The organism is Enterobacter cloacae complex sp. IR5458 (assembly GCF_049238025.1).
In the GTDB taxonomy this organism is placed as follows: Bacteria; Pseudomonadota; Gammaproteobacteria; order Enterobacterales; family Enterobacteriaceae; genus Enterobacter; species Enterobacter kobei.
Genome location: NZ_JBMKIF010000011.1, coordinates 100,583 through 123,349 on the forward strand (window position 1 = coordinate 100,583; position 22,767 = coordinate 123,349).

The window sequence follows — 22,767 nt, forward strand, 5'->3', positions numbered from 1 at the left end:
ACGTTATATGTACCAGGTTTTTCTGGGAAAAATCTCCTCGCTGAGCACCAACCGCTGGGCTCAAGCGCTCTCCCGACACGCGCCCGAAGGCGCCCATCGCGCGCGCTGGCTCGCTGGACGCGGGTTGCTTTCGCGTCTGTTGGCGCCGACGCCACTCCCGGAGATTATCCACAACGAACAGGGGAAACCCCTTTTTGCCGGCGACTATCCGCTGTGGTTCAGCCTTAGCCACTCGGGAGATGAGATTGCGTTAATTATCAGTGACGAAGGTAACGTGGGCTGTTCCCTGGAACGTATTCGCCCGCAGGATAACTGGCGCACGCTCGCTAATGCCGTCTTCAGCGGCGCCGAGCATGAAGAGCTGGAAAAGGAAACGCCAGAGCGCCAGCTTACGGCATTCTGGCGTATCTGGACGCGAAAAGAAGCGATCGTTAAACAGTGCGGCGGTCACGCCTGGCAAATGGTTAGCATTGACAGTACCGCCAGCGCGTTTCATTCAGTCAGCCACTGCCGCATAGACTCGCTGAGTCTTGCGGTCTGTACCGCAACGCCCTTCGAACTTAGCGCCGGCCTGATTCATTCTGCTGACGACGTGCTGGCCTAAAAATCGTTAGTACACCCAGCATAATAAACCCGACGCCCACCAGCCCGTGCCAGGAGAAGTGTTCCCCCCAGCCGGGCAGGACGATTGCCGCGGCCCACACCAGAATATAACTGAGGCTCAGCAAGGCATATGCTTTGCTGAGCGCCATTCGATGCAGCGCCAGATACCAGCAGCCCATAGAGGCCACATACCCCATCAACCCCAGCAGCAGCGCGCCCGTGCCGGATGAGAAGTGCCACAGCGCGGAAATAAGCGCCAGAACATCGCTGACCGGCGGCAGTGCCTGCATGGCATCGCGCAGCAACAGCTGTGCGGCGCTGACTAACAGCACGCTGCATAACGCCCAGAACGCGCCTTTCACAGGCTTCCTCCCAGCACGATAATCCCAATGATGATAAACCCGACCCCCAGCCAGTGGTGCGCAGCAACGTGTTCGCGCCAGAATACTTTTGCCGCCAGCGTTACCCAGACAAAGTTGAGGCTCAGCATAGGATAGGCGACGCCAACGGGCAGGCGTTGCAGCACCACCAGCCAGACCAGCATTCCGCTACCCAGCGCCAGCCCTGCCAGACCCAGCCACAACATAATGTGCGCGCCGCGCCGCCCGGCTTTCGCCGGACGGGTGGCCTGTTTCTGGCATAACTGCCCCGCGCAGCTGAGCAAGCTTGCCAGTACCAGCCAGGTCCAGGTCATCACTTCGGCAGATACTCCAGCAAGGCAAACCGTCCCTGGATATAGAGATTGTCCGGCTGCGGTAAATTCGCCCGTGAGATATCGTCACGCTTTGACAGCAGAACCACCAGCGACACACGCCCCTGCTGACGATGCGTCGCCAGCCACTGCGCGAAGTCATCTTTGTCGACGTAACGATCTTTCACATCGGGATAATCCAGCCCGTAACGCAGTTCGCCGCTCTGACCAAACAGCGTAATGTCATTACGCTTCAGCTCCCACGCCAGACCCGCGGCCACGCCAACGTTATTGGCCAGCACAAATCGGCTTTCCCGAAGCGGCTCGCGCACGGTATCGACCAGCGACTGCGGCTGTTTGGAATCCACCACCAGGTTAGGAATGGCAAAACCAATCAGCAATGCCAGGCCTGCAGGACACAAGGCTGCCAGCCACCAGCGCTGCTGACTCTGTCTGAACGTAAACCAGCCCACCGCGGCCCAGAAGAGGAACGCCACCACTGCACAGAACACTTTGTACAGTTCGACCGGCGTCCAGACCGGATGCTTAGCCAGCCCCCATGGCGAGACCACCAGCGCCGCAATCACGCCGATCACCCCAAACGCCAGGTTAATCCCACCGTTAATGCGCAACGCTCTCGCACCTTTTTCCGCCGCGACGCAGGCATAGCGCGCCATCAGGATAGCCAGCGGGGCAAAACAGGGCAGGATGTAGGTCGGCAGTTTGCCTTTGGCGATGCTGAAGAACAGCAGCGGCATCACCACCCAGCCCAGCAGATAGAATCCTCCCCCCGCGCTTTGTCTGTCATTCCAGCCGAGACGAAACGCGCCCGGCAGCAGTGCCAGCCACGGCAGGCTGCCCGCGAGCAGGAACGGCAGGTAATACCAGAACGGGGCTTTATGCTGGGCGTCGCTCTGGGCAAAACGCTGAATATGTTCAACCCAGAAGAAGTAACGCCAGAAATCAGGCTCCCGATGTGCAATCGCCAGCGCCCACGGCAGGACAATCAGCACGCAGCTCAGGATCGCGAGCCAGCCAAAAATCAGCACCTCTTTCCAGCGCTTCTGGACGATCACCCACGGCAGCACGCCAATCACCGGAACGGCCAGCGCGAGGAAGCCTTTGGTCATCACCCCCATCCCGCAGGCCAGCCCAAGCAGCACATAGCCACCCGCTTTTCCGGCCACGGTTTGGGCCTGCGAGGCCAGCCAGAAGCTGCACATCGCCGCCACCAGCCACAGGGTGATGATAGGATCCAGCACCGCATACGTGCCGATACCGTACACCAGGAACAGGGTCAGGAAGATAAGGCCGGAGAAAATGGCTACTCGCTTATCCCGCCAGAGACGCCAGGCCATCCAGATCACCAGCAGCGCCGTTAACCCGGTGGAGAATATCGCCCCGGCGCGTACGGCAAAGTTGGTGTGCCCGAACAGCAACTGCCCGAGACTGTTGATCCAGTAGCCAGCAATCGGTTTTTCAAAGTAACGCAGCCCCAGAAAATGCGGGACGACCCAGTCACCCGATGCCAGCATTTCGCGGCTGATTTCCGCATAGCGCGTTTCGTCAGGCTGCCACAGCAGGCGGACATCGACAGGAATGAGGTAGTAAACGATAAACAGTGCGAGAAGCGCTAAGCCATAACGGGCTGTTTTCATGGGACCGGACTCACGGTGTGTTGATGGCCAAGCCAGCCTTCCCGGCCAGCCAGTTCATTACGGACAATTTTTCCCACAGGCAGGGTGCTGAGGTCGTCGGGCAGCAGCTCGCTCAACGGGCAGAATTCAATGCCCTCCTGAGCGGCCAGGGTCAGCAACGCATCGAAATCATGCTGATACGCAATCCCCTCTACTTCTGCATGGATGGTATACACCGGCGTACCCGTATCGCGATACATACGGTCCAGAATATAACGATTAAATTCTTCCGCCTTCACCTCACGTCCGACCACTTCATCCCAGGTGGGAAGCGTGACCGGAATTTGCACCGTACCGTAGTGATTTGCGCCTAACAGCGGCAAAAACGGCCCGGTTCCGCGGCAATCGCTGTTGTAGCGAAACGCAAAGGCTTCTTTGGCCTTTACGACCCGTTGATCCGCACGCCATCCTGCCACGGCGGAACAGCGCACGGGCTGACCGGTGATGGCCTCCAGCTCCAGCATCCCACGTTCGACTTCACGGGAGAGACGCGGGATATCCCAGACGCCTGCCCACGCCTGCCAGGCGTGATGATCCCAGGCATGCAGGCCGACCTCATGCTGCTGCGCCGCCTCACGGATAACCGCTTCGTTACCCGCGCCGATGCGTCTACCGGGCCAGGCGGTGCCGGCCAGCAGAATATCCCAGCCGTAGAGAGATGCTGCGCGTGAGCGCAGCATTTTGAACAGAAATGCCGGTTTAATCAGACGCCATAAATGGCGTCCCATGTTGTCAGGCCCCACGCTGAAGAAGATGCTGGCACGCACACCGTGCTTGCTCAGCAGTTCCAGCAGCCTGGGGACGCCGTCACGCGTTCCCCTGAAGGTGTCGACATCAATGCGTAAACCGACTTTTTTCATGAGACCTGTTCCGACAGCTCCACGGTGCGCAGGAAGAAATCGAGCGTCTCGTCAATGGTTTGCTCCATCTTCACCGTCGGTGTCCAGTTCAGGCAGCGCTTCGCATTGCGAATGCTCGGCTTACGGTGCTCAACGTCCTGGTAGCCTTTACCGTAGTAGCTGCTGCTTTCCACTTCGCGGAAACCGGCAAACGGTGGGAATTTATCTCGCAGCGGATGGCGCTCAAAGCTGGCCAGCAGCATCTCAGCCAGTTCGCGAATGCTCGCTTCGTTGTCAGGGTTCCCGATGTTGATGATTTGACCGTTGCAGCGGTTATCTTTGTTTTCGATGATGCGGAACAGCGCTTCGATACCGTCGCTGATATCCGTGAAGCAGCGTTTCTGTTTGCCGCCTTCAATAAGCTTAATCGGTGAGCCTTCCACCAGGTTCAGGATCAGCTGGGTGATCGCACGGGAGCTACCGATACGCGCCGCGTTCAGGTTATCCAGACGCGGGCCCATCCAGTTGAACGGACGGAACAGGGTAAAGCGCAGCCCCTCTTTCTCACCGTAGGCCCAAATCACGCGGTCCAGCAGTTGTTTGGAAACAGAGTAGATCCAGCGCTGTTTGTTGATCGGCCCGACCACCAGGTTAGAGGTGTCTTCGTCGAAGTTTTTGTCGGTACACATGCCGTACACTTCAGAGGTGGACGGGAAGATGATGCGCTTGTCGTATTTCACGCAGTCGCGAATGATCTTCAGGTTCTCCTCGAAGTCCAGCTCGAACACGCGCAGCGGGTTACGGGTGTACTCAATAGGCGTGGCGATGGCGACCAGCGGCAGTACCACGTCACATTTTTTAATGTGGTATTCAATCCACTCGGAATGGATGCTGATATCCCCTTCCACGAAGTGGAAGCGTGGGTTGTCGAGGAAACGACTGATCGCATCCGCGCCAATATCCAGGCCATAGATTTCGTAGTTATCGTCTTTGAGCAGGCGTTCAGTCAGGTGGTTACCGATAAAGCCGTTCACGCCGAGGATCAGCACGCGGGTGCGGCGTTTAACAGCAACCACCGGGGCGCTTGTGATCAGCGCCCCGGCGACCAGCCCCAGAGACTGGGCCAGCTGCGTGCCCTGCACGTAAAGACCGCTGTCGGTTTGCCCGGTAATAATCTCCAGCGCCTGCTCGCCGCAGCTTACAATCAGCGGGGAGACGGAGACAACGGTGCCCGGTTTTGCCGCCGGGATGTCGTCGCGCACGCGGGATTTCCAGACGATAAACTTGCTCACGCCCGCAAAGCTGTATGCCCCCGGCCATGGGTCGGTCACGGCGCGCACCAGGTTGTGAAGCTGGCGAGCAGGTTGGTTCCAGTCCAGACGACCATCCTCCGGCGTGCGGCGACCGAAGGTACTTGCTTTGCTCTCATCCTGCGCGGTCTCGCTGAAGGTGCCGTTCAGGATAGCTGGCAGCGCGTCGCGCAGCAGGCTTTGTGCCACGGTGCAAAGTTTCTGGTGCAGCTGCAGCGCCGTTTCATCCGCATCGATTGCCACGCGGTGCTGGGCAATGATGGCCCCCGCATCCGCACGGTGGACCATCCGGTGCAGGGTCACGCCCGTTTCCGTTTCGCCGTTCACCAGCACCCAGTTCAGCGGCGCGCGCCCACGGTAGGCTGGCAGCAGTGAGCCGTGAAGGTTAAATGCTCCTTTTGCGGCCAGGCCGAGGATCTCGTCGCAGATCAGGTTGCGATAGTAAAACGAGAAGATGACATCAGGGGCAAGCGCGCGGATGCGCTCCACCCACAGCGGATGGTTCACGTCGTCCGGGGCATAAACCGGAATCCCCCGCTCGGCGGCGATGCGCGCCACTGAGCTGAAAAAGTGATTTTCGCCCGCCGTGTCCGGATGGGTAAAGATTGCCGCAATGTCATAGCCCGCTTCCAGCAGGGCCAGCGTGCCCGTGCAACCCATATCGTGATAGGCAAATACAACAGCTTTCATGGGTGGATTTCCTCTTGAGATGCTTTGTGTTCCTGACGGACAACACGTTGAATAAAGTAGCGCGGACGTGCGCGGACATCGTTATAAATTCGGCCAATGTATTCACCGAGCAGGCCCATGCCGACAAACTGGGCACCGATGAACATAAACAGCACGGCAAAAAGCATGAAGACCCCTTCAGCCGCCCACTGCGGGCCAAAGACCAGCCGCAGCACCACCAGCAGGACGGAGAGCGCGAACCCCGCCAGCGCGATGATGCTGCCGAAAACGCTCAGCAGACGCAGCGGCGTGGTGGTCAGGCAGGTGATAAGGTCGTACATCAGGTTGATGAGACGCATGAAGCTGTACTTCGATTCCCCGTGCTCGCGCTCGGCATGCAGGACCGGGATTTCCGTTGCCTTACGGGCGAACGTGTTAGCGAGGATCGGAATAAACGTGCTGCGCTCGTGGCAATGCAGCATGGCGTCGACAATATGACGGCGGTAAGCGCGCAGCATGCAGCCGTAATCGCCCATCGCTTTACCGGTCGTACGCTGGATAAGACGGTTGATAGTGCGTGAGGCCAGCTTGCGGAACAGGCTGTCCTGACGGTTCTGACGCACCGTGCCGACCACGTCATAGCCTTCATCGGCTTTCGCCACCAGGCGTGGGATCTCCTCCGGCGGGTTTTGCAGATCCGCGTCCAGAGTGATGATCAGATCGCCCGTAACGTGGCTAAATCCGGCCATGATCGCCGAGTGCTGGCCGTAGTTACGGTTCAGCAGCACGGCAACAATATGGCTGCCTTCAGCCTGGGCAGCATCGGTCAGCATCATTGCGGAGTCATCGCTACTGCCGTCGTCCACCAGAAGAATTTCATACGCTTTGCCAAGCGTCTCGCAGGCGGCCGTCGTGCGGCGAATCAGTTCAGGCAGGCTCTCCTGTTCGTTATAAACAGGAATGACGACGGAAACTTTTTGTACGGGTGGTGCACTGAACATATCAATGTCCTGCAAGCTGATGGAGCGCGGTAATGACGCGGGTTGTGTCGTCATGAGTCATGTCCGGGAAAAGAGGGAGAGAACAAATACGCGCGCTATTCCATTCCGAATTCGGGAGCGATACATCAGGAAAACGCTCGCGGTAGTATTTTTGAGTGTGCGCCGCACGGAAGTGCAGGCCGGTACCGATGCCCTTCTCCTTCAGCGCCGCCATCAGGTTGTCGCGTGAAATACCGCAGCGGGCTTCATCAACGCGAATAATAAACAGGTGCCAGGCGTGAACGTGCGGCCATGCTGGAATGGTCAGCGGCTGGAACGGCGTATCGGCCAGCTCCCGCAGGTAGCGTTGCGCGATTTCCTCACGGCGTTTGTTGGCCTCTTTTAATTTGCCCAACTGCACCAGCGCCAGCGCGGCGTTAATATCCGCCAGGTTGTATTTATAGCCCGGCGAGATCACTTCAGCCTGCGGTGCACGACCGTGCGTCTGGCGGTCATAGGCATCCACCCCCAGGCCGTGGAATTTCAGACTGCGGATCCGCGCAGCAAGCTGAGCGTTATCCGTGACAACTAAACCGCCTTCTGCACAGGTCATATTTTTAATGGCGTGGAAGGAAAAAATCGCCGTCCCTTTCCAGCCCACATGGCGGTTCTTGTAATAGGTTCCGGCGGCATGGGCAGCATCTTCAATAACGGGAATACCGTGACGTTCGCCAATGGCATGAATCGCGTCGATGTCACACGGTGCGCCAGCATAATGGACGGGGATAATGGCTTTAGTACGCGAGGTTATCGCCGCTTCAACGGCGTCAGGCGTCACCATCAACGTGTCGTTGTCCACATCAATCATCACCGGTGTGGCACCCAGCAACACGATCATATTTAGCGTGGAAACCCAGGTCTGGGAGGGGGTGATCACTTCATCGCCGGGGCCAATATTCAGCGCCATCAGCGTGACATGCATGCCCGCGGTGGCAGAACAGACGGCAATCGCATGCTGATTGCCCGTCAGGTGACAAAATGCCTCTTCAAGCTCCTGATTTTTAGGCCCCGTGGTGATCCAGCCCGACATCAAAACGTCCTGAACCGCCGCCATTTCTTCGGCACCCATTGAGGGTCGCGAAAAGGGCAGAAAATCACTCATTATTAATTTCCTTGCAATAAAAATGGCACGTTTTTGATATTAACCAAATGCCGGTCCGTTTATTTCAACGAACCATAAACTCATATCAAAATAGCTTTCATTTCTTAGGGAAAAATTAAGACAACGTTTATAACGTTATAGAACTACTAGCAGACACTTTAAAAACAACAAGTTAAATTAATATTAAATATTTTTTATTGTGATCTTCACAACGTTTTGCCAGGAAATGATTTAAACCAAACATCAACAAACAAAAAAAATCCCGGCCATTTCAAAATAATATGAAATAGCCGGGAACTTTTCTTTTTAGTTAATTGTCGCGCTTATTTTAAGTTTTCTGGAAAGTTTTCAGGTAACTCGCTGGCCGCACAGGCAATCACGCTGTCATCATTTGGACCACAGTCGCGCACAAAGGTGATTGTCGCGAATTCATCAATCACTTCTGTGGGATATGCCGGACCGGCATCGCGATAGCTATTCATCAGCGGAATATGATCGTTCTGGAAACAGACGGTTTTTTCCGGATTGTTCATTACCCAGCGCGGGAAGAAGATGGTGCCGTAGAACAGGTTGTCGCCCAGGTTAACTATCAGGCTCACGTCAGTACCGGTTGGCTCTGTCCAGGAGATTTTATAGATGCTCTCCCCGACGCGAACGATATACGCCTGCTGATCTTTTACCCAACGGTTTCCGACCAGGCCGCTGTGAATACGGTAGTCGAGGGTGTTTTCATTTTTGACGTAAATCTCGTAGTTCCAGCCGTTATCGTAGGTATAAACCAGATGTTTGCCGACGAAGCCGCTTAAGTCATGTTTGTCGAAGTTGCTCATGATGTGTCTCCTTTGTTTTGATGAACGTATCGTACCCCTTCAAAAAATGAATGAATAACGCTATGTTTGAATCAAATTAATTCAAAAATTAGATATGTCATGCATAAAACAACTCTTGAACAGTGGTCACTCCTGGAAAAAGTGGTCGAGGCCGGGAGTTTTGCCAAAGCGGCAGAACAGACACACCGCAGCCAGTCTTCCGTCAGTTACAACCTCTCTTTACTCCAGGAGCGCCTGGGCATTGCGCTGCTGGTGGTGGAAGGGAGACGGGCAGTCCTCACGCCCGCAGGAGAATTATTGCTGAATCAGGTAAAACCGCTGCTGAAAGCGTTCTCTTATGTTGAGACGCGCGCCGCGACGCTGCATAGCGGCATGCGCACCCGAGTCGATCTGATCGTAGACAGTATTTTTCCCCGCCGCAGGCTGTTCGCGATTTTAAGACAATTCCAGCAACGGTATCCGCAAACCCAGGTGCGCCTTACCGAGGTGCTGGAAAATAGCCGCGCGGACACGATAAACGACGAAGCGGACGTGATGGTCCTGACCCGCCGCCAGGACATTACCGGGCTTGGCGAGTGGCTGATGAATATCGACTTTGTCGCCGTGGCGCATTACCAGCATCCGCTCTTTTGTCTTGATGCACCGCTTAATGATGAGATGCTGCGCCCGTGGCCGCTTATCCAGATTGCGGACAGCCAGAACGCCGCGCGGGCTGCCGGCGAGTCGTGGACGTTCTCCACCATTGATGCTGCCATAGAGGCGGTTGTCTCTCAGGTCGGCTACGGCTGGCTGCCAGAGGAACGCATCCAGCCCCTGCTGGAGCGAGGCTTACTGAAAATCCTTCCGCTGAACCACGGTGTCCGCCGGGCCACGCCGCTGCATTTGATCGTGAAACGTACCCTCGCCCCGCTGGATGAGCAGGTTGAAACCCTGCTGCGCCTTTTTAGTCAGGAGCCGTCATCACCACCTGCTACGCTTTAAGGTCCGAACGCTAAAACGATAAGGAGCAGAAGATGAAAATCGACTTTGCGGGGAAAGTGGCGCTGGTGACTGCCTCAACCGGCGGTATCGGGTTCGCCATTGCCAGAGGCCTGGCGGAAAGCGGCGCGGAAGTGATCGTGAATGGCCGCAGCATCGACTCGGTGAACAAGGGTATTCAGCAGTTACAGCAGGTTGTACCCGGCGTACAGGTGCGTGCCGCCATTGCCGATCTCAGTACGGCAGAAGGGGTGGAGTCGCTGCTGAAGGTCGCAAGTGATGTCGATATTCTGGTGAACAACGCCGGAATTTACGGCCCGCAGGACTTCTATAGCACCGACGATGAAACCTGGGAGCGTTACTGGCAGACCAACGTGATGTCCGGCGTGCGTCTTTCCCGCGCTCTGCTGCCAGGCATGGTGAAAAAAGGCTGGGGACGGGTGGTGTTTATCTCTTCCGAATCGGCATGCAATATTCCGGCGGATATGATCCACTACGGGGTGACCAAAACGGCACAGCTCTCGCTCGCGCGCGGGCTGGCGAAGTTCGTGGCGGGAAGCGGCGTGACGGTGAACAGCGTACTGCCGGGGCCCACCCTGTCGGACGGTTTCGCTGAAATGATGAAAGATGAAATCGAGAAAACCGGGAAATCGCTGGAGCAGCTGGCGAAAGAATTTGTCATGGCCAACCGCCCCAGCTCGGTTATCCAGCGTGCGGCCACGGTAGAAGAGGTGGCCAATATGGTGATTTATGTCTGTTCGCCTCAGGCCTCCGCCACCTCGGGCGCAGCGTTGCGCGTTGACGGTGGCGTGGTGGATGACATCATCTGATCCCGTTACGCCGCACTGCCCGTCACGCGGCGGGCCGTGATGTTATGTGCTTGCCAGTAGTCATCGGTCAGGGTTGACACCGCCACCCCCTGGCTGCTGGAGGCGTGAATAAACCGGTTGTCACCGATGTAGACACCGACATGCTTTCGGTTTGGCCCCGTCTGGAAGAAGACCAGGTCGCCGGCCTTAAGACGGTACTGCGCCACCTGCACGCCGCGATGGATTTGCTCGCTGGTCGTGCGCGGCAAATTAAGATTCGCCGCATCGCTGAACAGGTGCTGCATCAGTGCAGAGCAATCCACGCCGCGGTGGCTCGTGCCGCCCCACTGATACTGGGTTCCCTTCCACTTCTGGTATTGATCGAGAATGCGCGAGCGCAGCGGGCCCGTTTCCTGATGAAACAGCGCCGATTTCGCGGGTGATTCCGCAAACGCAGAATTCATCGAGATCATCGATGCAGGCAGTTGAAAACTCATTGCAGAAAACGAAGCAAAACTGAGTGTGAGGATTGAAATAAGCGATCTTAACGTCATATCAAAAATTGTGGCTTAGAGTGAATTTTTCCTTACGCGTGGGGGCCAATGTTCCCCCGAAATATCTTTCGATGTGGCGATAATATAGACAGCTCATTTTTTCACCAACGACTATCGAGGCCAAAAATGGACTCACTTTTAGATCGCAAGATCGTGAAAAAAAGAGTGGTGATGTAAGGACTGTTCAGATAAAGCAGGTAAACTGATCCGCAGAATGTGTATTTCAGCTAAGACGTATTTATGACCAATATGATTGCCGACGAGACGGTGGCTAAATCCAGCGTGCTCTCTGTCTTTGATTTTGATGGGACACTAACGCACCACGATAGCTTTATCCCTTTCCTGCGTTTTGCCTTTGGGAAACGCTACTTCGCAGGCCGCCTGGTGCGCATGGCGTTACCTACGCTGCACTGCGTTCGCCGCAAGCTGACCCGGGATGAGCTCAAGGAAGTGCTGATCAAAACATTCCTGACGGGAGTGGATGAGCACTGGCTGCGCCAGCAGGCGGAAGCATTTTGCGAAAAATACTGGAACAAGCTGATGCGCCCCGAAGGGGTTCTGGCCGTGGCGGCGGAGGTGAATTCCGGTGCGGAGGTGACGATCTGTTCTGCCTCTCCGGCGCTGGTGCTTCAGCCCTGGGCGGATAAGCTCGGTATTAAGCTGATTGGCACCCAGCTGGAAGTGAAAGACGGCAAGCTGACAGGACGCATCACCGGCAATAACTGCCGCTGTGCCCAGAAAGTCGCAAGACTGGAAAAAGTGTATGGCGATCTGAAGGCCTATCACCTGCGCGCCTGGGGAGATACCCGCGGCGACCACGAGCTGCTGGCCGCGGCGCAGGATCCTCACTGGCGGCATTTCCACCACCCGCGCAAGCGCCGGAATTCGCCGATTAAGGGTTAGGTGCGGTCTGGTGCCCTCACCCCAGCCCTCTCCCACGGGGAGAGGGAGAAAGGCAAAGCATCAGGCCTCACGTTTCCCAGGGAACATCACGCTCGCAATAATCCCCAGCGCCAGCACGCCTAAGACCACAAACAGGCTCGCCGTCGCGCCAATGCTGTACCCGTGATGCCAGAAGTGATCGGTGGCATTTAACCCCAGCTTGAACGCCACGAAGAACAGCAGCAACACCACGGCTTTCTCAAGGTGGACCAGATACTGCTTCAGCGCTTCCAGCACAAAGTAGAGGGTACGCAGGCCGAGAATGGCGAACATCATGGCGCTATAGATAATCAGCGGCTCGCGGCTCACGGCAATAATGGCCGGTACGGAGTCAAATGCGAACATCACGTCAGAAAGTTCCACCACTGCCACGCAAAGCAGCAGCGGCGTCGCGTAGCGTTTCGCCTTCTTCACGCGCCCGACCATGACGTCCTGGTTTTCCGGCTTTTCAAGCTCCGCATCCACCTCTTTCTGGGTCAGGATAAAGGCATTGCTGCTGATTTTCGGCCAGACCGGATAGAAGCGCTTCACCAGGCGGTACGCGAGATGGCCGGAGTAATCTTCCACTTCGTCACTCTCTTCATTGCGTTTGAGCATCATCACCGCCGTCCAGCCGACAACCAGCGCAAAAATGACCTCCACGTACGGCCCCAGGCTCAGCAGGCTGGTTCCGATCGCCACGAAAATACCGCGGAAAACAATCGCCCCCAGCACACCCCAGTAGAGCACGCGGTGACGGTACTTATCCGGCACGCCGAACCAGGCGAAAATCGCCATCATCACAAACAGGTTATCGACGGAAAGCACCTCTTCCAGCGCATAGCCGGTGAGGAACAGGCTCGCCATCTCTGCACCGTGGTGGACATACAGGAACCCGGCGAACGCCATCGCCATCATGACCCAGAAGATGGACCACATCGCCGCGCTTTTCAGCGAGACAGGTTTATCGTGACGGTGCATAAAGAGGTCGATAAACATCGCCCCAACGGCCATCACCACAAAGACAACAACGGTTTCCGTCGGGAAACCGAGATGAGCAGCTGACATACACAACCCTTTTTTGGATACAAAACACCATGCAGACAATAAAAAGCGCGAGCCCGTTAAGGGCACAGCACGCAAAAAAAATAAATATTAACTGTTCTTTTCGGCCAGCGCCTGCGCACACGCCCAGGCACTTGCCCACGCCCACTGGAAGTTATACCCGCCGAGCCAGCCGGTGACGTCCATCACTTCGCCGATAAAGTAGAGCCCCGGCACGTTGCGGGCTTCCATGGTGCGCGAGGAGAGTTCATTTGTATCAACGCCGCCCAGCGTCACTTCCGCCGTGCGGTACCCCTCGGTGCCGTTTGGCTGAACGCGCCAGTTTGTCAGCGTCTCCACCAGCGTCTCTTGCTCGCGGCTGTTCAATTGCTTAAGCGATACGTCCGGGATCTGCCCCAGCACCTGAAGGCACTCCACCAGACGTTTTGGCAGCTGCATCGCCAGCGTGTTTTTCAGGCTCTGATTCGGGTGCGCCTCGCGCTGCTCGTTGAGGAACGCGTCCAGGTCGCAGTCCGGCACCAGATTCACCGTGACAAATTCACCCGGCTGCCAGTAGCTGGAGATTTGCAGTACCGCCGGGCCAGAGAGCCCCCGATGGGTAAAGAGCAGGTTTTCACGGAATACCGTCCCGTCTTCGGCAGTCATGACGGAAGGAACGGAGACGCCAGAAAGCGTCTGAAGCTGTTCAAGAAGGGGTTTGTGCAGCGTGAACGGCACCAGACCCGCGCGCGTGGGCAGTACCTTAAGACCAAACTGCTCGGCAATCTTATAGCCGAACGGGGACGCGCCCAGACCCGGCATAGAGAGGCCACCGCTGGCGATGACCAGATTATCAGCACTGACGGTTTCACCGTTCAGCTGCAGCGTGTACCCCTGTTCGTCGCGGGCGACCTCCAGCACTTCCGTGCGCAGACGCATCACCACGCCGCCCTTCTCGCACTCGGCGACCAGCATATCGACAATCTGCTGCGCGGAGTCGTCGCAGAACAGCTGTCCCAGCGTCTTTTCATGCCACGCGATGCCGTGCTTGCCCACCAGGTCGATAAAGTCCCACTGGGTGTAACGCGCCAGTGCAGATTTGCAAAAATGACGGTTTTGGCTCAAATACGCCGCGGGTTCGACATAAAGATTGGTGAAGTTACAACGCCCACCGCCCGACATCAGGATCTTGCGGCCAGGCTTTTTTCCGTTGTCCAGTAACAGCACACGACGACCCGCCTGTCCGGCCATCGCCGCACAAAACATACCCGCCGCACCGGCGCCAATTACCACGGCATCAAACCTTTCCACGTCAAAATCCTCTTCGTTAACTGCCGCGGATTGTAAAGTTTCCTCTGTGGTCACACCAGCGTAAAAAGTTCTTACAAAGCCATTCCATTGAAATTTAACGATTATCCCTTCAAGCACTTTTCTCAAATCAGGTGGTATGTCAAAAAAAGTCTATATTTCACTTTGCCCGTTGCGCATTTGTCCTGGATAATGCGCCGCGTTCATGTCCTCAAAATGGCGTAACGTCCTATGCTACATTTGTTTGCCGGCCTGGATTTACATACCGGGCTTTTATTATTGCTTGCTCTGGTTTTTGTACTGTTTTACGAAGCGATCAACGGCTTCCACGACACTGCAAACGCAGTAGCAACGGTTATCTACACTCGCGCAATGCGATCGCAACTTGCGGTTGTTATGGCGGCGGTATTTAACTTTTTTGGTGTCCTTCTGGGCGGACTGAGCGTGGCGTATGCGATCGTGCATATGTTGCCAACGGATCTGCTGCTTAACGTGAGTTCCGGTCATGGCCTTGCCATGGTGTTCTCAATGCTGCTTGCTGCCATTATCTGGAACCTCGGTACCTGGTATTTTGGCCTGCCTGCATCCAGCTCTCACACTCTCATCGGCGCGATTATCGGTATCGGGTTAACGAACGCCCTGATGACCGGGACATCCGTCGTTGATGCGCTGAACCTGCCTAAAGTACTGGGCATTTTCGGTTCTCTGATCATCTCTCCAATTGTGGGTCTGGTGGTTGCGGGTGGATTGATTTTCATCCTGCGTCGCTACTGGAGCAACACCAAGAAACGTGCGCGCATCCACCTGACGCCAGCAGAGCGTGAGAAGAAAGACGGTAAGAAAAAACCGCCATTCTGGACGCGTATCGCGCTGATCATTTCCGCTATCGGCGTGGCCTTCTCTCATGGCGCGAACGATGGGCAGAAAGGCATTGGTCTGGTGATGCTGGTACTGATCGGTGTCGCACCGGCAGGTTTCGTGGTTAACATGAACGCCTCTGGTTACGAAATCACCCGTACCCGTGATGCCGTCAACAACGTTGAGACCTATTTCCAGCAGCATCCCTATCTGCTGAAAAAAGCGACCGGCGTTGATCAGCTGATCCCATCTCCGGAAGCCGGTGCAACTACCGCGCCGGGCGAATTCCACTGCCATCCGGCAAACGCGATTAACGCGCTGGAACGCGCCAAAGGCATGCTGGGCGATATCGAAAGCTACGACAAACTGGCCGTTGAACAGCGTGGTCAGCTGCGTCGTATCATGCTCTGCATCTCTGACGTGACCGATAAAGTCGCGAAACTGCCAGAGGTGAATGCCGACGACAAACGTCTTCTGAAGAAACTGAAAAGCGATATGCTCAACACCATTGAGTACGCGCCAATCTGGATCATCATGGCCGTCGCGCTGGCACTGGGTATCGGTACAATGATTGGCTGGCGTCGTGTTGCAACCACCATCGGCGAGAAGATCGGTAAGAAAGGCATGACCTATGCGCAGGGGATGTCCGCGCAGATGACGGCGGCGGTTTCTATCGGCCTGGCGAGCTACACCGGGATGCCGGTATCCACCACCCACGTACTCTCCTCGTCCGTGGCAGGTACCATGATTGTTGACGGTGGCGGTCTGCAGCGCAAAACCGTGACCAACATCCTGATGGCCTGGGTGTTCACCCTTCCGGCGTCCATCCTGCTGTCTGGTGGTCTGTACTGGATTTCGCTGAAGCTGATCTAATCAGCTGAAGGCGACAAAAAGCGGGTCAGGAAACTGACCCGCTTTTTTTATGCTCAGTGCCAAATCATCAATGCAATCATACTGACCACAACCAGCCCGCACAGGGCGCTGGTCAGAATGAACTGCCGACGCAGACGCTCGCAGCGACGGATAAACTCTTCATCGTGATGATCGCGGTAACGCTGGTAGTAGATGTATCCCACCAGTCGCATCTGTTTGCTGGGCTGTCCATGCGATGTGAAGAACCCTCCACCGTCCACATACTGATAAAGCAACGGATCGCAACCACGAAGTACCACTAACAGCGCACGTAACGATGAGAAGTAGCGCGCCATATTCACTATGCAAACTACGCATAACGCCCAAAACAATGCGACGGTGCTAATCATACATCCTCCCCGGCGTCCGCCCACGGAGCAAGGCTCCTGAGCTCCCGCACCCCAATGCCCTGACAGACAGTTCAGTGAAAGAATGACCAAAAGTCGATCCGGTTCGCGTTTTAATATCCGAACGGCTCATTAAATAGTGTAGGAGATCCGTTAATTTTTTTGCCACAAGGTTAATCGTTATCAACACCAAAGCTTGAAAAATATGTTTAACTGGGCCGTAATGAAAGTATCAGACGACGGCATTCTCATTTAGTCATCGATAACTTAAGGAAGGAGTAACACTATGGCTTACAAACACATTCTCATCGCGGTAGACCTCTCTCCGGAGAGCAAAGTGCTGGTTGATAAAGCGGTATCCATGGCACGCCCCTACAACGCGAAAGTTTCCCTGATTCACGTTGATGTGAATTACTCCGACCTCTATACCGGTCTGATCGACGTGAATCTCGGCGATATGCAGAAGCGCATCTCCGAAGAGACGCATCACGCCCTGAGCGAACTGTCCACCAACGCGGGCTACCCGATTACCGAGACCCTGAGCGGCAGCGGCGACCTGGGTCAGGTATTGGTTGATGCGATTAAGAAATATGACATGGACCTGGTCGTATGCGGTCACCACCAGGACTTCTGGAGCAAGCTGATGTCGTCCGCGCGCCAGCTGATCAACACCGTTCACGTGGATATGCTTATTGTTCCACTGCGTGACGAAGAAGACGAGTAAGTGCGTTAAATTCCCCTCACCCTAACCCACTCCCAAAGGGAGAAGGAATAGATCGAGGATGTAGGCCGGGTAAGGCGAAGCCGCCACCCGGCTTTTTTTATTCCGGTGTACCTGAATAGATATCAAACCGGTGCCCTTTCGTGGTCACCGCGTTAGTCGTGGCCACGTCCGCCAGGGGCGGCGCGTAGTCAGGGCGCTTCACCACCACCCGCTTCGTTGCGAGCTGTCGGGCAGGCTCCAGCAGACCATCTGCATCTAAATCCGGCCCCACCAGCGACTGAAACACCCGCATCTCTTTCTTCACCAGCGCGCTTTTCTGCTTATGCGGGAACATCGGGTCGAGATAGACCACCTGCGGGCGCGGGGTGATATCAGTGAGCGCCGTCAGGCTGGAGGCGTGGATCAACTGCAACCGCTCCTGCAGCCACGGGCCGATTTCCGGGTCCGCGTAGCCACGCGTCAGCCCGTCGTCGAGCAATGCGGCGACCACCGGGTTACGCTCCAGCATTCGCACACGACAGCCAACAGACGCCAGCACAAACGCATCGCGACCCAGCCCCGCCGTGGCATCGACCACGTCCGGAAGATAGTTCCCTTTAACCCCCACCGCTTTGGCCACCGCCTCGCCGCGACCGCCGCCGAACTTGCGCCGGTGCGCCATCGCACCGCCGACAAAATCGACAAAAATCCCGCCGAGTTTCGCTTCGTCGCGCTTACGTAATTCAAGATGCTCCGGTGTCATCACCAGCGCCATCAGGTTATCTTCATCGTGCTCCAGCCCCCAGCGGGTCGCCAGAACAGATAAGGCGCCGTCTCCGGCGCCTGTTTCATCCACTAAGCAGATTTTCACGAACTATCAGCCTTTGATCCCGTAATGCTCAAGCATCGCATCCAGCTGCGGCTCGCGGCCACGGAAGCGTTTGAACAGTACCATTGGCTCCTCAGAACCGCCGCGGGTCAGGATGTTATCGAGGAACGACTGGCCGGTTTCACGGTTGAAGATCCCCTCTTCTTCGAAGCGGGAGAAAGCATCCGCTGCCAGCACGTCGGCCCACAGGTAGCTGTAGTAACCTGCCGCATAGCCGCCTGCGAAGATGTGACTGAACGCATGCGGGAAGCGGCCCCAGGTTGGCCCAGGGATCACAGCAACCTGCTTTTTAATCTCGGCCAGCGTTTCGAGGATTTTCGCCCCTTGTTCCGGGCTAAACTCGGCGTGCAGACGGAAATCAAACAGGCCGAACTCCAGTTGACGCAGGATGAACATCGCTGCCTGGTAGTTCTTGGCCGCCAGCATTTTATCCAGCAGCTCTTTCGGCAACGGTTCGCCGGTCTCATAGTGACCAGAGATAAACGCCAGCGCGTCCGGCTCCCAGCACCAGTTTTCCATAAACTGGCTTGGCAGCTCGACCGCATCCCACGGTACCCCGCTGATGCCAGCCACGCCTGCGGTTTCGATGCGGGTCAGCATGTGATGCAGACCGTGACCGAACTCGTGGAACAGGGTGATCACTTCGTCGTGAGTGAACAGCGCAGGTTTGCCATTCACCGGACGGTTAAAGTTACAGGTCAGGTAAGCGACCGGCTTTTGCAGAGAACCGTCGGCTTTACGCATCTGGCCGACGCAGTCATCCATCCACGCTCCGCCACGCTTATTCTCACGCGCGTAGAGATCAAGGTAGAAGCTGCCGCGCAGCTCATTCTTGTCGTCATACAATTCGAAGAAGCGCACGTCCGGATGCCAGACGTCGATATCGGTTCGCTCTTTGGCTGTGATGCCGTAGATGCGCTTCACCACTTCGAACAGGCCGTTAACGGCTTTGTTTTCCGGGAAGTACGGGCGCAGCTGCTCGTCGCTGATGCTGTAAAGATGCTGCTTCTGTTTTTCGCTGTAGTACGCAATATCCCACGGCTGCAGCTCGTCCACGCCGAACTCCGCTTTCGCAAAAGCACGCAGCTGAGCCAGCTCTTTCTCACCCTGAGGACGGGCGCGTTTTGCCAGATCGGTCAGGAAGTCGAGCACCTGCTGTGGGTTCTCCGCCATTTTGGTGGCGAGGGATTTGTCGGCGTAGTTTTCGAAGCCCAGCAGCTGTGCCAGCTCGTGACGCAGGGCGAGGATTTCCGCCATCACCGGGCTGTTGTCCCACTTACCGGCATTCGGCCCCTGATCGGAGGCGCGCGTGCTGTAGGCGCGGTACATCTCTTCACGCAGGGCCTGGTTGTCGCAGTAGGTCATTACCGGCAGGTAGCTTGGGATATCCAGCGTTAACAGATAGCCTTCCTGCTCTTTCGCTTCGGCCTGCGCTTTCGCTGCTGCCAGCGCGCTTTCCGGCATCCCGGCCAGCTCGGATTCATCGGTAATCAGCTTCGTCCAGCCCATGGTGGCGTCGAGGACGTTGTTGCTGTACTGGTTGCCCAGCTCGGACAGGCGCGCGGCGATTTCACCGTAGCGAACCTGCTTCTCTTTTGGCAGACCAATCCCGGACAGCTCGAAATCACGCAGGGCGTTATCGACCGATTTTTTCTGCGCCGTGTTCAGCTCGGCGTAATGGTCGCCGTCACGCAGATCGCGATACGCTTTGTACAGCCCTTCGTGTTGGCCGACCCAGGTGCTGTACTCCGAGAGCAGCGGCAGGGTTTGTTCATAGGCCTCGCGCAGTTCCGGGCTGTTTTTCACCGAGTTCAGGTGGCTTACCGGGGAGAAGATACGTCCCAGCACGTCGTCCACTTCGGCCAGCGGCTGACACAGATTTTCCCAGGTGTACGGTGCGCCCTGCGCCACCACGCTTTCTACCGCCGCGCGGCAGTTGTCCAGCGATTGCGTAACGGCTGGAACCACATGCTCAGGGAGGATTTTAGAAAACGGCGGCAACGAAAAAGGCGTCAGTAATGGATTGGTCATAAACGCTGTCCTGTTGAAATAGGTGAATGAAGCGCGCATCCGGCGCTGTGCATATCATTAATTAATGGGGTTAAGTGTAGAGGATTTCAATGCCGGACGTCGTGGAAAAGCGCCCGGTGGCGCTGCGCTTACCGGGCCTGCGGGTAATCTGTGCCGTTCTGCTGTAAACTGTGGCAAATCGTCAATTCAGCGGAAAATCATTACCCATGCTCAGTTATCGCCACAGCTTCCACGCTGGCAACCATGCCGACGTCCTCAAACACACCGTTCAGAGCCTGATCATTGAATCGCTCAAAGAGAAAGAGAAGCCGTTTCTCTATCTGGACACCCACGCGGGCGCGGGCCGTTATCAGCTGAGCGGCGAGCATGCCGAGCGTACCGGTGAATATCTGGAAGGGATCGCCCGCATCTGGCAGCAGGACGACCTGCCAGCCGAACTGGAACCGTACATCGGCGTGGTGAACCACTTCAACCGCAACGGCCAGCTGCGCTACTACCCAGGCTCACCGCTGATTGCCCGCCAGCTGCTGCGCGAGCAGGACAGCATTCAGCTGACCGAACTGCATCCCAGCGATTTCCCGCTGTTGCGCTCTGAATTTCAGAAAGATAACCGCGCCCGCGTGGAGAAAGCCGACGGCTACCAGCAGCTGAAAGCCAAACTGCCGCCCGTTTCCCGCCGCGGCCTGGTGCTGATCGATCCGCCGTACGAAATCAAAACCGACTATCAGGCGGTGGTGACCGGCATCCACGAAGGCTACAAACGTTTTGCCACCGGCACTTACGCCCTGTGGTACCCGGTGGTGCTGCGCGCGCAAATCAAACGCATGATCAAAGATCTGGAAGCGACCGGGATCCGCAAAATCCTCCAGATTGAGCTGGCCGTGCGCCCGGACAGCGACCAGCGCGGCATGACCGCCTCCGGCATGATTGTGATTAACCCGCCGTGGAAGCTCGAAGCGCAGATGAACAACGTACTGCCGTGGCTGCACAAAACGCTGGTGCCTGCGGGTACAGGCCACGCCACCGTCAGTTGGATCGTGCCGGAGTAATCGCAGCCATCGGTGGAAACTATTGATTTCAGGTATACAATCGCGGCAATTCACGATTAAGGATAAAAGCTATGACTAAGCATTATGACTACATCGCAATCGGCGGCGGCAGCGGCGGCATCGCCTCCATCAACCGCGCGGCCATGTATGGCCAGAAATGTGCGCTGATCGAAGCTAAAGCGCTGGGCGGCACCTGCGTGAACGTGGGTTGTGTACCGAAGAAGGTGATGTGGCACGCGGCGCAAATCCGCGAAGCGATCCATATGTACGGCCCGGATTACGGCTTTGATACCACCCTCAATCACTTTGACTGGGACAAGCTGATCGCCAGCCGTACCGCCTACATCGACCGTATTCACACCTCCTACGACAACGTGCTGGGTAAGAACAACGTCGATGTGATCCACGGCTTTGCCCGCTTTGTGGATGCGAAAACGATCGAAGTGAACGGTGAGACGATCACCGCCGATCATATCCTGATCGCCACCGGCGGTCGTCCGAGCCACCCGGACATTCCGGGCGTGGAATACGGCATCGACTCAGACGGTTTCTTTGAACTGCCTGCGCTGCCTAAGCGCGTTGCCGTGGTTGGCGCGGGTTACATTGCGGTAGAACTGGCGGGCGTGATCAACGGCCTTGGCGCGGAAGCGCACCTGTTTGTGCGTAAACACGCGCCGCTGCGCAGCTTTGACCCGCTGATTGTCGAGACGCTGGTTGAAGTCATGAACGCTGAAGGCCCAACACTCCACACCCACGCGGTGCCGAAAGCGGTAGTGAAAAATGCGGACGGCAGCCTGACGCTGGAGCTGGAAGATGGCCGCAGCCAGACCGTCGACTGCCTGATCTGGGCGATTGGTCGTGAACCAGCGAATGACAACTTTAACCTGGCCGTGACCGGCGTGAAAACCGACGAAAAAGGTTATATCGTCGTCGATAAGTTCCAGAACACCAGCGTACCGGGCATTTACGCAGTTGGCGATAACACCGGTGCCGTAGAGCTGACCCCGGTGGCCGTTGCGGCGGGACGTCGTCTCTCCGAACGTCTGTTTAACAACAAGCCTGACGAGCATCTCGATTACACCAACATCCCGACCGTGGTCTTCAGCCATCCGCCCATCGGCACCGTTGGCTTAACCGAGCCGCAGGCGCGCGAGCAGTATGGCGACGACCAGGTGAAAGTGTATAAATCCGCGTTCACCGCGATGTATACCGCCGTCACCTCTCACCGTCAGCCATGCCGCATGAAGCTGGTCTGCGTGGGCCCGGACGAGAAGATTGTGGGTATCCACGGCATTGGCTTCGGCATGGATGAGATCCTGCAGGGCTTCGCCGTGGCGCTGAAAATGGGCGCGACCAAGAAAGACTTCGACAACACCGTGGCAATCCATCCAACCGCCGCGGAAGAATTTGTTACCATGCGTTAAGGCAGAAGCCCCTCCCCGGAGGGGCTTTTTTTATTCACATTCATAAATCGTTGCAAAACGAATGCTCCGAAAATAGTGATCTACCGCACATTTCCCTCCCCATCTACCGAAGCGAATGTCTACGCTTATAAGACGCCCGGAAAAAAACTGTCTTTAAGT

Annotated in this window: 22 protein-coding genes; 8 read left to right on the top strand and 14 right to left on the bottom strand. The window is 56.5% G+C overall.

What is annotated here, in order from left to right; all coding sequences use genetic code 11:
• The first annotated feature begins 7 nt into the window (after positions 1–7).
• Positions 8–604 carry a 4'-phosphopantetheinyl transferase AcpT gene (gene acpT / locus ACOTYN_RS11580; protein ID WP_063434672.1) on the top strand — a complete coding sequence of 199 codons (597 nt, stop codon included), beginning with the start codon at positions 8–10 and terminating at the stop codon, positions 602–604.
• Here the strand turns inward: acpT and arnF are convergent.
• From arnF to ACOTYN_RS11620, 8 genes are all read right to left on the bottom strand, one after another.
• Positions 561–965, bottom strand: coding sequence for a 4-amino-4-deoxy-L-arabinose-phosphoundecaprenol flippase subunit ArnF (gene arnF, locus ACOTYN_RS11585; RefSeq protein ID WP_069602432.1), 405 nt, complete (start codon positions 963–965; stop codon positions 561–563). The two genes, acpT and arnF, sit on opposite strands and share 44 nt — an antisense overlap.
• On the bottom strand, positions 962–1,297 hold the full coding sequence (gene arnE, locus ACOTYN_RS11590) for a 4-amino-4-deoxy-L-arabinose-phosphoundecaprenol flippase subunit ArnE (RefSeq protein ID WP_014885567.1): 336 nt from the start codon (positions 1,295–1,297) through the stop codon (positions 962–964). The genes arnF and arnE overlap by 4 nt, the downstream gene beginning before the upstream one ends.
• A complete protein-coding gene (gene arnT, locus ACOTYN_RS11595; RefSeq protein WP_332957809.1) occupies positions 1,297–2,952 on the bottom strand; it encodes a lipid IV(A) 4-amino-4-deoxy-L-arabinosyltransferase in 1,656 nt (551 codons plus the stop codon). The genes arnE and arnT overlap by 1 nt, the downstream gene beginning before the upstream one ends.
• A complete protein-coding gene (arnD, locus tag ACOTYN_RS11600; RefSeq protein ID WP_332957807.1) occupies positions 2,949–3,851 on the bottom strand; it encodes a 4-deoxy-4-formamido-L-arabinose-phosphoundecaprenol deformylase in 903 nt (300 codons plus the stop codon). Before arnD ends, arnT begins: the two co-directional genes overlap by 4 nt.
• Positions 3,848–5,830, bottom strand: coding sequence for a bifunctional UDP-4-amino-4-deoxy-L-arabinose formyltransferase/UDP-glucuronic acid oxidase ArnA (gene arnA, locus ACOTYN_RS11605; protein WP_014885570.1), 1,983 nt, complete (start codon positions 5,828–5,830; stop codon positions 3,848–3,850). The genes arnD and arnA overlap by 4 nt, the downstream gene beginning before the upstream one ends.
• On the bottom strand, positions 5,827–6,810 hold the full coding sequence (arnC, locus tag ACOTYN_RS11610) for an undecaprenyl-phosphate 4-deoxy-4-formamido-L-arabinose transferase (RefSeq protein WP_045135446.1): 984 nt from the start codon (positions 6,808–6,810) through the stop codon (positions 5,827–5,829). The genes arnA and arnC overlap by 4 nt, the downstream gene beginning before the upstream one ends.
• 1 nt (position 6,811) lies before the next feature.
• Positions 6,812–7,951 (bottom strand): UDP-4-amino-4-deoxy-L-arabinose aminotransferase, encoded by a 1,140-nt coding sequence (gene arnB / locus ACOTYN_RS11615; RefSeq protein WP_023331508.1) that lies wholly within the window; start codon positions 7,949–7,951, stop codon positions 6,812–6,814.
• A gap of 323 nt (positions 7,952–8,274) precedes the next feature.
• Complete coding sequence (locus ACOTYN_RS11620; protein ID WP_332957805.1) at positions 8,275–8,781, bottom strand: phenolic acid decarboxylase; 507 nt, start codon at positions 8,779–8,781, stop codon at positions 8,275–8,277.
• 99 nt (positions 8,782–8,880) lie between these two features.
• Here ACOTYN_RS11620 and ACOTYN_RS11625 point away from each other — a divergent pair, with 99 nt between their 5' ends.
• Together ACOTYN_RS11625 and ACOTYN_RS11630 are read left to right on the top strand one after the other, a co-directional pair.
• Positions 8,881–9,762, top strand: a complete 882-nt coding sequence (locus ACOTYN_RS11625; protein ID WP_050861827.1) for a LysR family transcriptional regulator — start codon at positions 8,881–8,883, stop codon at positions 9,760–9,762.
• A gap of 32 nt (positions 9,763–9,794) precedes the next feature.
• Positions 9,795–10,589, top strand: a complete 795-nt coding sequence (locus ACOTYN_RS11630) for an SDR family NAD(P)-dependent oxidoreductase (protein WP_047027090.1) — start codon at positions 9,795–9,797, stop codon at positions 10,587–10,589.
• 5 nt (positions 10,590–10,594) lie between these two features.
• Here the strand turns inward: ACOTYN_RS11630 and ACOTYN_RS11635 are convergent, their stop codons facing one another.
• Positions 10,595–11,041, bottom strand: a complete 447-nt coding sequence (locus tag ACOTYN_RS11635) for an NlpC/P60 family protein (protein ID WP_332957857.1) — start codon at positions 11,039–11,041, stop codon at positions 10,595–10,597.
• 321 nt (positions 11,042–11,362) lie between these two features.
• Between ACOTYN_RS11635 and ACOTYN_RS11640 the strand changes: the two genes are divergently transcribed.
• Positions 11,363–12,025, top strand: coding sequence for an HAD family hydrolase (locus ACOTYN_RS11640; RefSeq protein ID WP_072093626.1), 663 nt, complete (start codon positions 11,363–11,365; stop codon positions 12,023–12,025).
• A 60-nt stretch (positions 12,026–12,085) separates the two neighbouring features.
• On the opposite strand, the gene ACOTYN_RS11645 is transcribed toward ACOTYN_RS11640, so the two are convergent.
• Positions 12,086–13,111, bottom strand: a complete 1,026-nt coding sequence (locus tag ACOTYN_RS11645; protein ID WP_014885578.1) for a TerC/Alx family metal homeostasis membrane protein — start codon at positions 13,109–13,111, stop codon at positions 12,086–12,088.
• Between the two features lie 87 nt (positions 13,112–13,198).
• Entirely contained in the window at positions 13,199–14,398 is a 1,200-nt protein-coding gene (locus ACOTYN_RS11650) for an NAD(P)/FAD-dependent oxidoreductase (protein ID WP_045135459.1), read from the bottom strand.
• Between the two features lie 228 nt (positions 14,399–14,626).
• On the opposite strand from ACOTYN_RS11650, the gene pitA reads away from it, so the two are divergent.
• The gene (gene pitA, locus ACOTYN_RS11655; RefSeq protein ID WP_332957802.1) at positions 14,627–16,126 is read left to right on the top strand and encodes an inorganic phosphate transporter PitA; all 1,500 of its coding nucleotides are present in this window, start codon (positions 14,627–14,629) and stop codon (positions 16,124–16,126) included.
• A 53-nt stretch (positions 16,127–16,179) separates the two neighbouring features.
• Here pitA and uspB read toward each other — a convergent pair whose 3' ends face one another.
• A complete protein-coding gene (gene uspB, locus ACOTYN_RS11660) occupies positions 16,180–16,515 on the bottom strand; it encodes a universal stress protein UspB (RefSeq protein WP_003861224.1) in 336 nt (111 codons plus the stop codon).
• Between the two features lie 283 nt (positions 16,516–16,798).
• Here uspB and uspA point away from each other — a divergent pair, with 283 nt between their 5' ends.
• On the top strand, positions 16,799–17,236 hold the full coding sequence (gene uspA / locus ACOTYN_RS11665; RefSeq protein WP_003861223.1) for a universal stress protein UspA: 438 nt from the start codon (positions 16,799–16,801) through the stop codon (positions 17,234–17,236).
• Positions 17,237–17,333: 97 nt separating this feature from the next.
• Here uspA and rsmJ read toward each other — a convergent pair whose 3' ends face one another.
• On the bottom strand, positions 17,334–18,086 hold the full coding sequence (gene rsmJ / locus ACOTYN_RS11670) for a 16S rRNA (guanine(1516)-N(2))-methyltransferase RsmJ (RefSeq protein WP_332957800.1): 753 nt from the start codon (positions 18,084–18,086) through the stop codon (positions 17,334–17,336).
• 6 nt (positions 18,087–18,092) lie between these two features.
• The gene (prlC, locus tag ACOTYN_RS11675; RefSeq protein ID WP_023331525.1) at positions 18,093–20,135 is read right to left on the bottom strand and encodes an oligopeptidase A; all 2,043 of its coding nucleotides are present in this window, start codon (positions 20,133–20,135) and stop codon (positions 18,093–18,095) included.
• Between the two features lie 206 nt (positions 20,136–20,341).
• Between prlC and ACOTYN_RS11680 the strand changes: the two genes are divergently transcribed.
• Both ACOTYN_RS11680 and gorA read left to right on the top strand, forming a co-directional pair.
• Positions 20,342–21,184, top strand: coding sequence for a 23S rRNA (adenine(2030)-N(6))-methyltransferase RlmJ (locus ACOTYN_RS11680; RefSeq protein ID WP_014885583.1), 843 nt, complete (start codon positions 20,342–20,344; stop codon positions 21,182–21,184).
• 71 nt (positions 21,185–21,255) lie between these two features.
• The gene (gene gorA / locus ACOTYN_RS11685; protein ID WP_023331526.1) at positions 21,256–22,608 is read left to right on the top strand and encodes a glutathione-disulfide reductase; all 1,353 of its coding nucleotides are present in this window, start codon (positions 21,256–21,258) and stop codon (positions 22,606–22,608) included.
• The last annotated feature ends 159 nt before the right edge of the window (positions 22,609–22,767 follow it).

Bases quoted from the DNA above. Each gene is read 5' to 3' on its own strand.
- prlC (WP_023331525.1), bottom strand. From the start codon at position 20,135: ATGACCAATCCATTACTGACGCCTTTTTCGTTGCCGCCGTTTTCTAAA.
- arnE (WP_014885567.1), bottom strand. From the start codon at position 1,297: ATGACCTGGACCTGGCTGGTACTGGCAAGCTTGCTCAGCTGCGCGGGG.
- ACOTYN_RS11630 (WP_047027090.1), top strand. From the start codon at position 9,795: ATGAAAATCGACTTTGCGGGGAAAGTGGCGCTGGTGACTGCCTCAACC.
- arnD (WP_332957807.1), bottom strand. From the start codon at position 3,851: ATGAAAAAAGTCGGTTTACGCATTGATGTCGACACCTTCAGGGGAACG.
- arnB (WP_023331508.1), bottom strand. From the start codon at position 7,951: ATGAGTGATTTTCTGCCCTTTTCGCGACCCTCAATGGGTGCCGAAGAA.
- arnA (WP_014885570.1), bottom strand. From the start codon at position 5,830: ATGAAAGCTGTTGTATTTGCCTATCACGATATGGGTTGCACGGGCACG.
- ACOTYN_RS11640 (WP_072093626.1), top strand. From the start codon at position 11,363: ATGACCAATATGATTGCCGACGAGACGGTGGCTAAATCCAGCGTGCTC.
- ACOTYN_RS11620 (WP_332957805.1), bottom strand. From the start codon at position 8,781: ATGAGCAACTTCGACAAACATGACTTAAGCGGCTTCGTCGGCAAACAT.
- ACOTYN_RS11635 (WP_332957857.1), bottom strand. From the start codon at position 11,041: ATGATCTCGATGAATTCTGCGTTTGCGGAATCACCCGCGAAATCGGCG.
- arnC (WP_045135446.1), bottom strand. From the start codon at position 6,810: ATGTTCAGTGCACCACCCGTACAAAAAGTTTCCGTCGTCATTCCTGTT.
- pitA (WP_332957802.1), top strand. From the start codon at position 14,627: ATGCTACATTTGTTTGCCGGCCTGGATTTACATACCGGGCTTTTATTA.
- ACOTYN_RS11625 (WP_050861827.1), top strand. From the start codon at position 8,881: ATGCATAAAACAACTCTTGAACAGTGGTCACTCCTGGAAAAAGTGGTC.
- uspA (WP_003861223.1), top strand. From the start codon at position 16,799: ATGGCTTACAAACACATTCTCATCGCGGTAGACCTCTCTCCGGAGAGC.
- acpT (WP_063434672.1), top strand. From the start codon at position 8: ATGTACCAGGTTTTTCTGGGAAAAATCTCCTCGCTGAGCACCAACCGC.
- ACOTYN_RS11645 (WP_014885578.1), bottom strand. From the start codon at position 13,111: ATGTCAGCTGCTCATCTCGGTTTCCCGACGGAAACCGTTGTTGTCTTT.
- arnT (WP_332957809.1), bottom strand. From the start codon at position 2,952: ATGAAAACAGCCCGTTATGGCTTAGCGCTTCTCGCACTGTTTATCGTT.
- ACOTYN_RS11680 (WP_014885583.1), top strand. From the start codon at position 20,342: ATGCTCAGTTATCGCCACAGCTTCCACGCTGGCAACCATGCCGACGTC.
- uspB (WP_003861224.1), bottom strand. From the start codon at position 16,515: ATGATTAGCACCGTCGCATTGTTTTGGGCGTTATGCGTAGTTTGCATA.
- gorA (WP_023331526.1), top strand. From the start codon at position 21,256: ATGACTAAGCATTATGACTACATCGCAATCGGCGGCGGCAGCGGCGGC.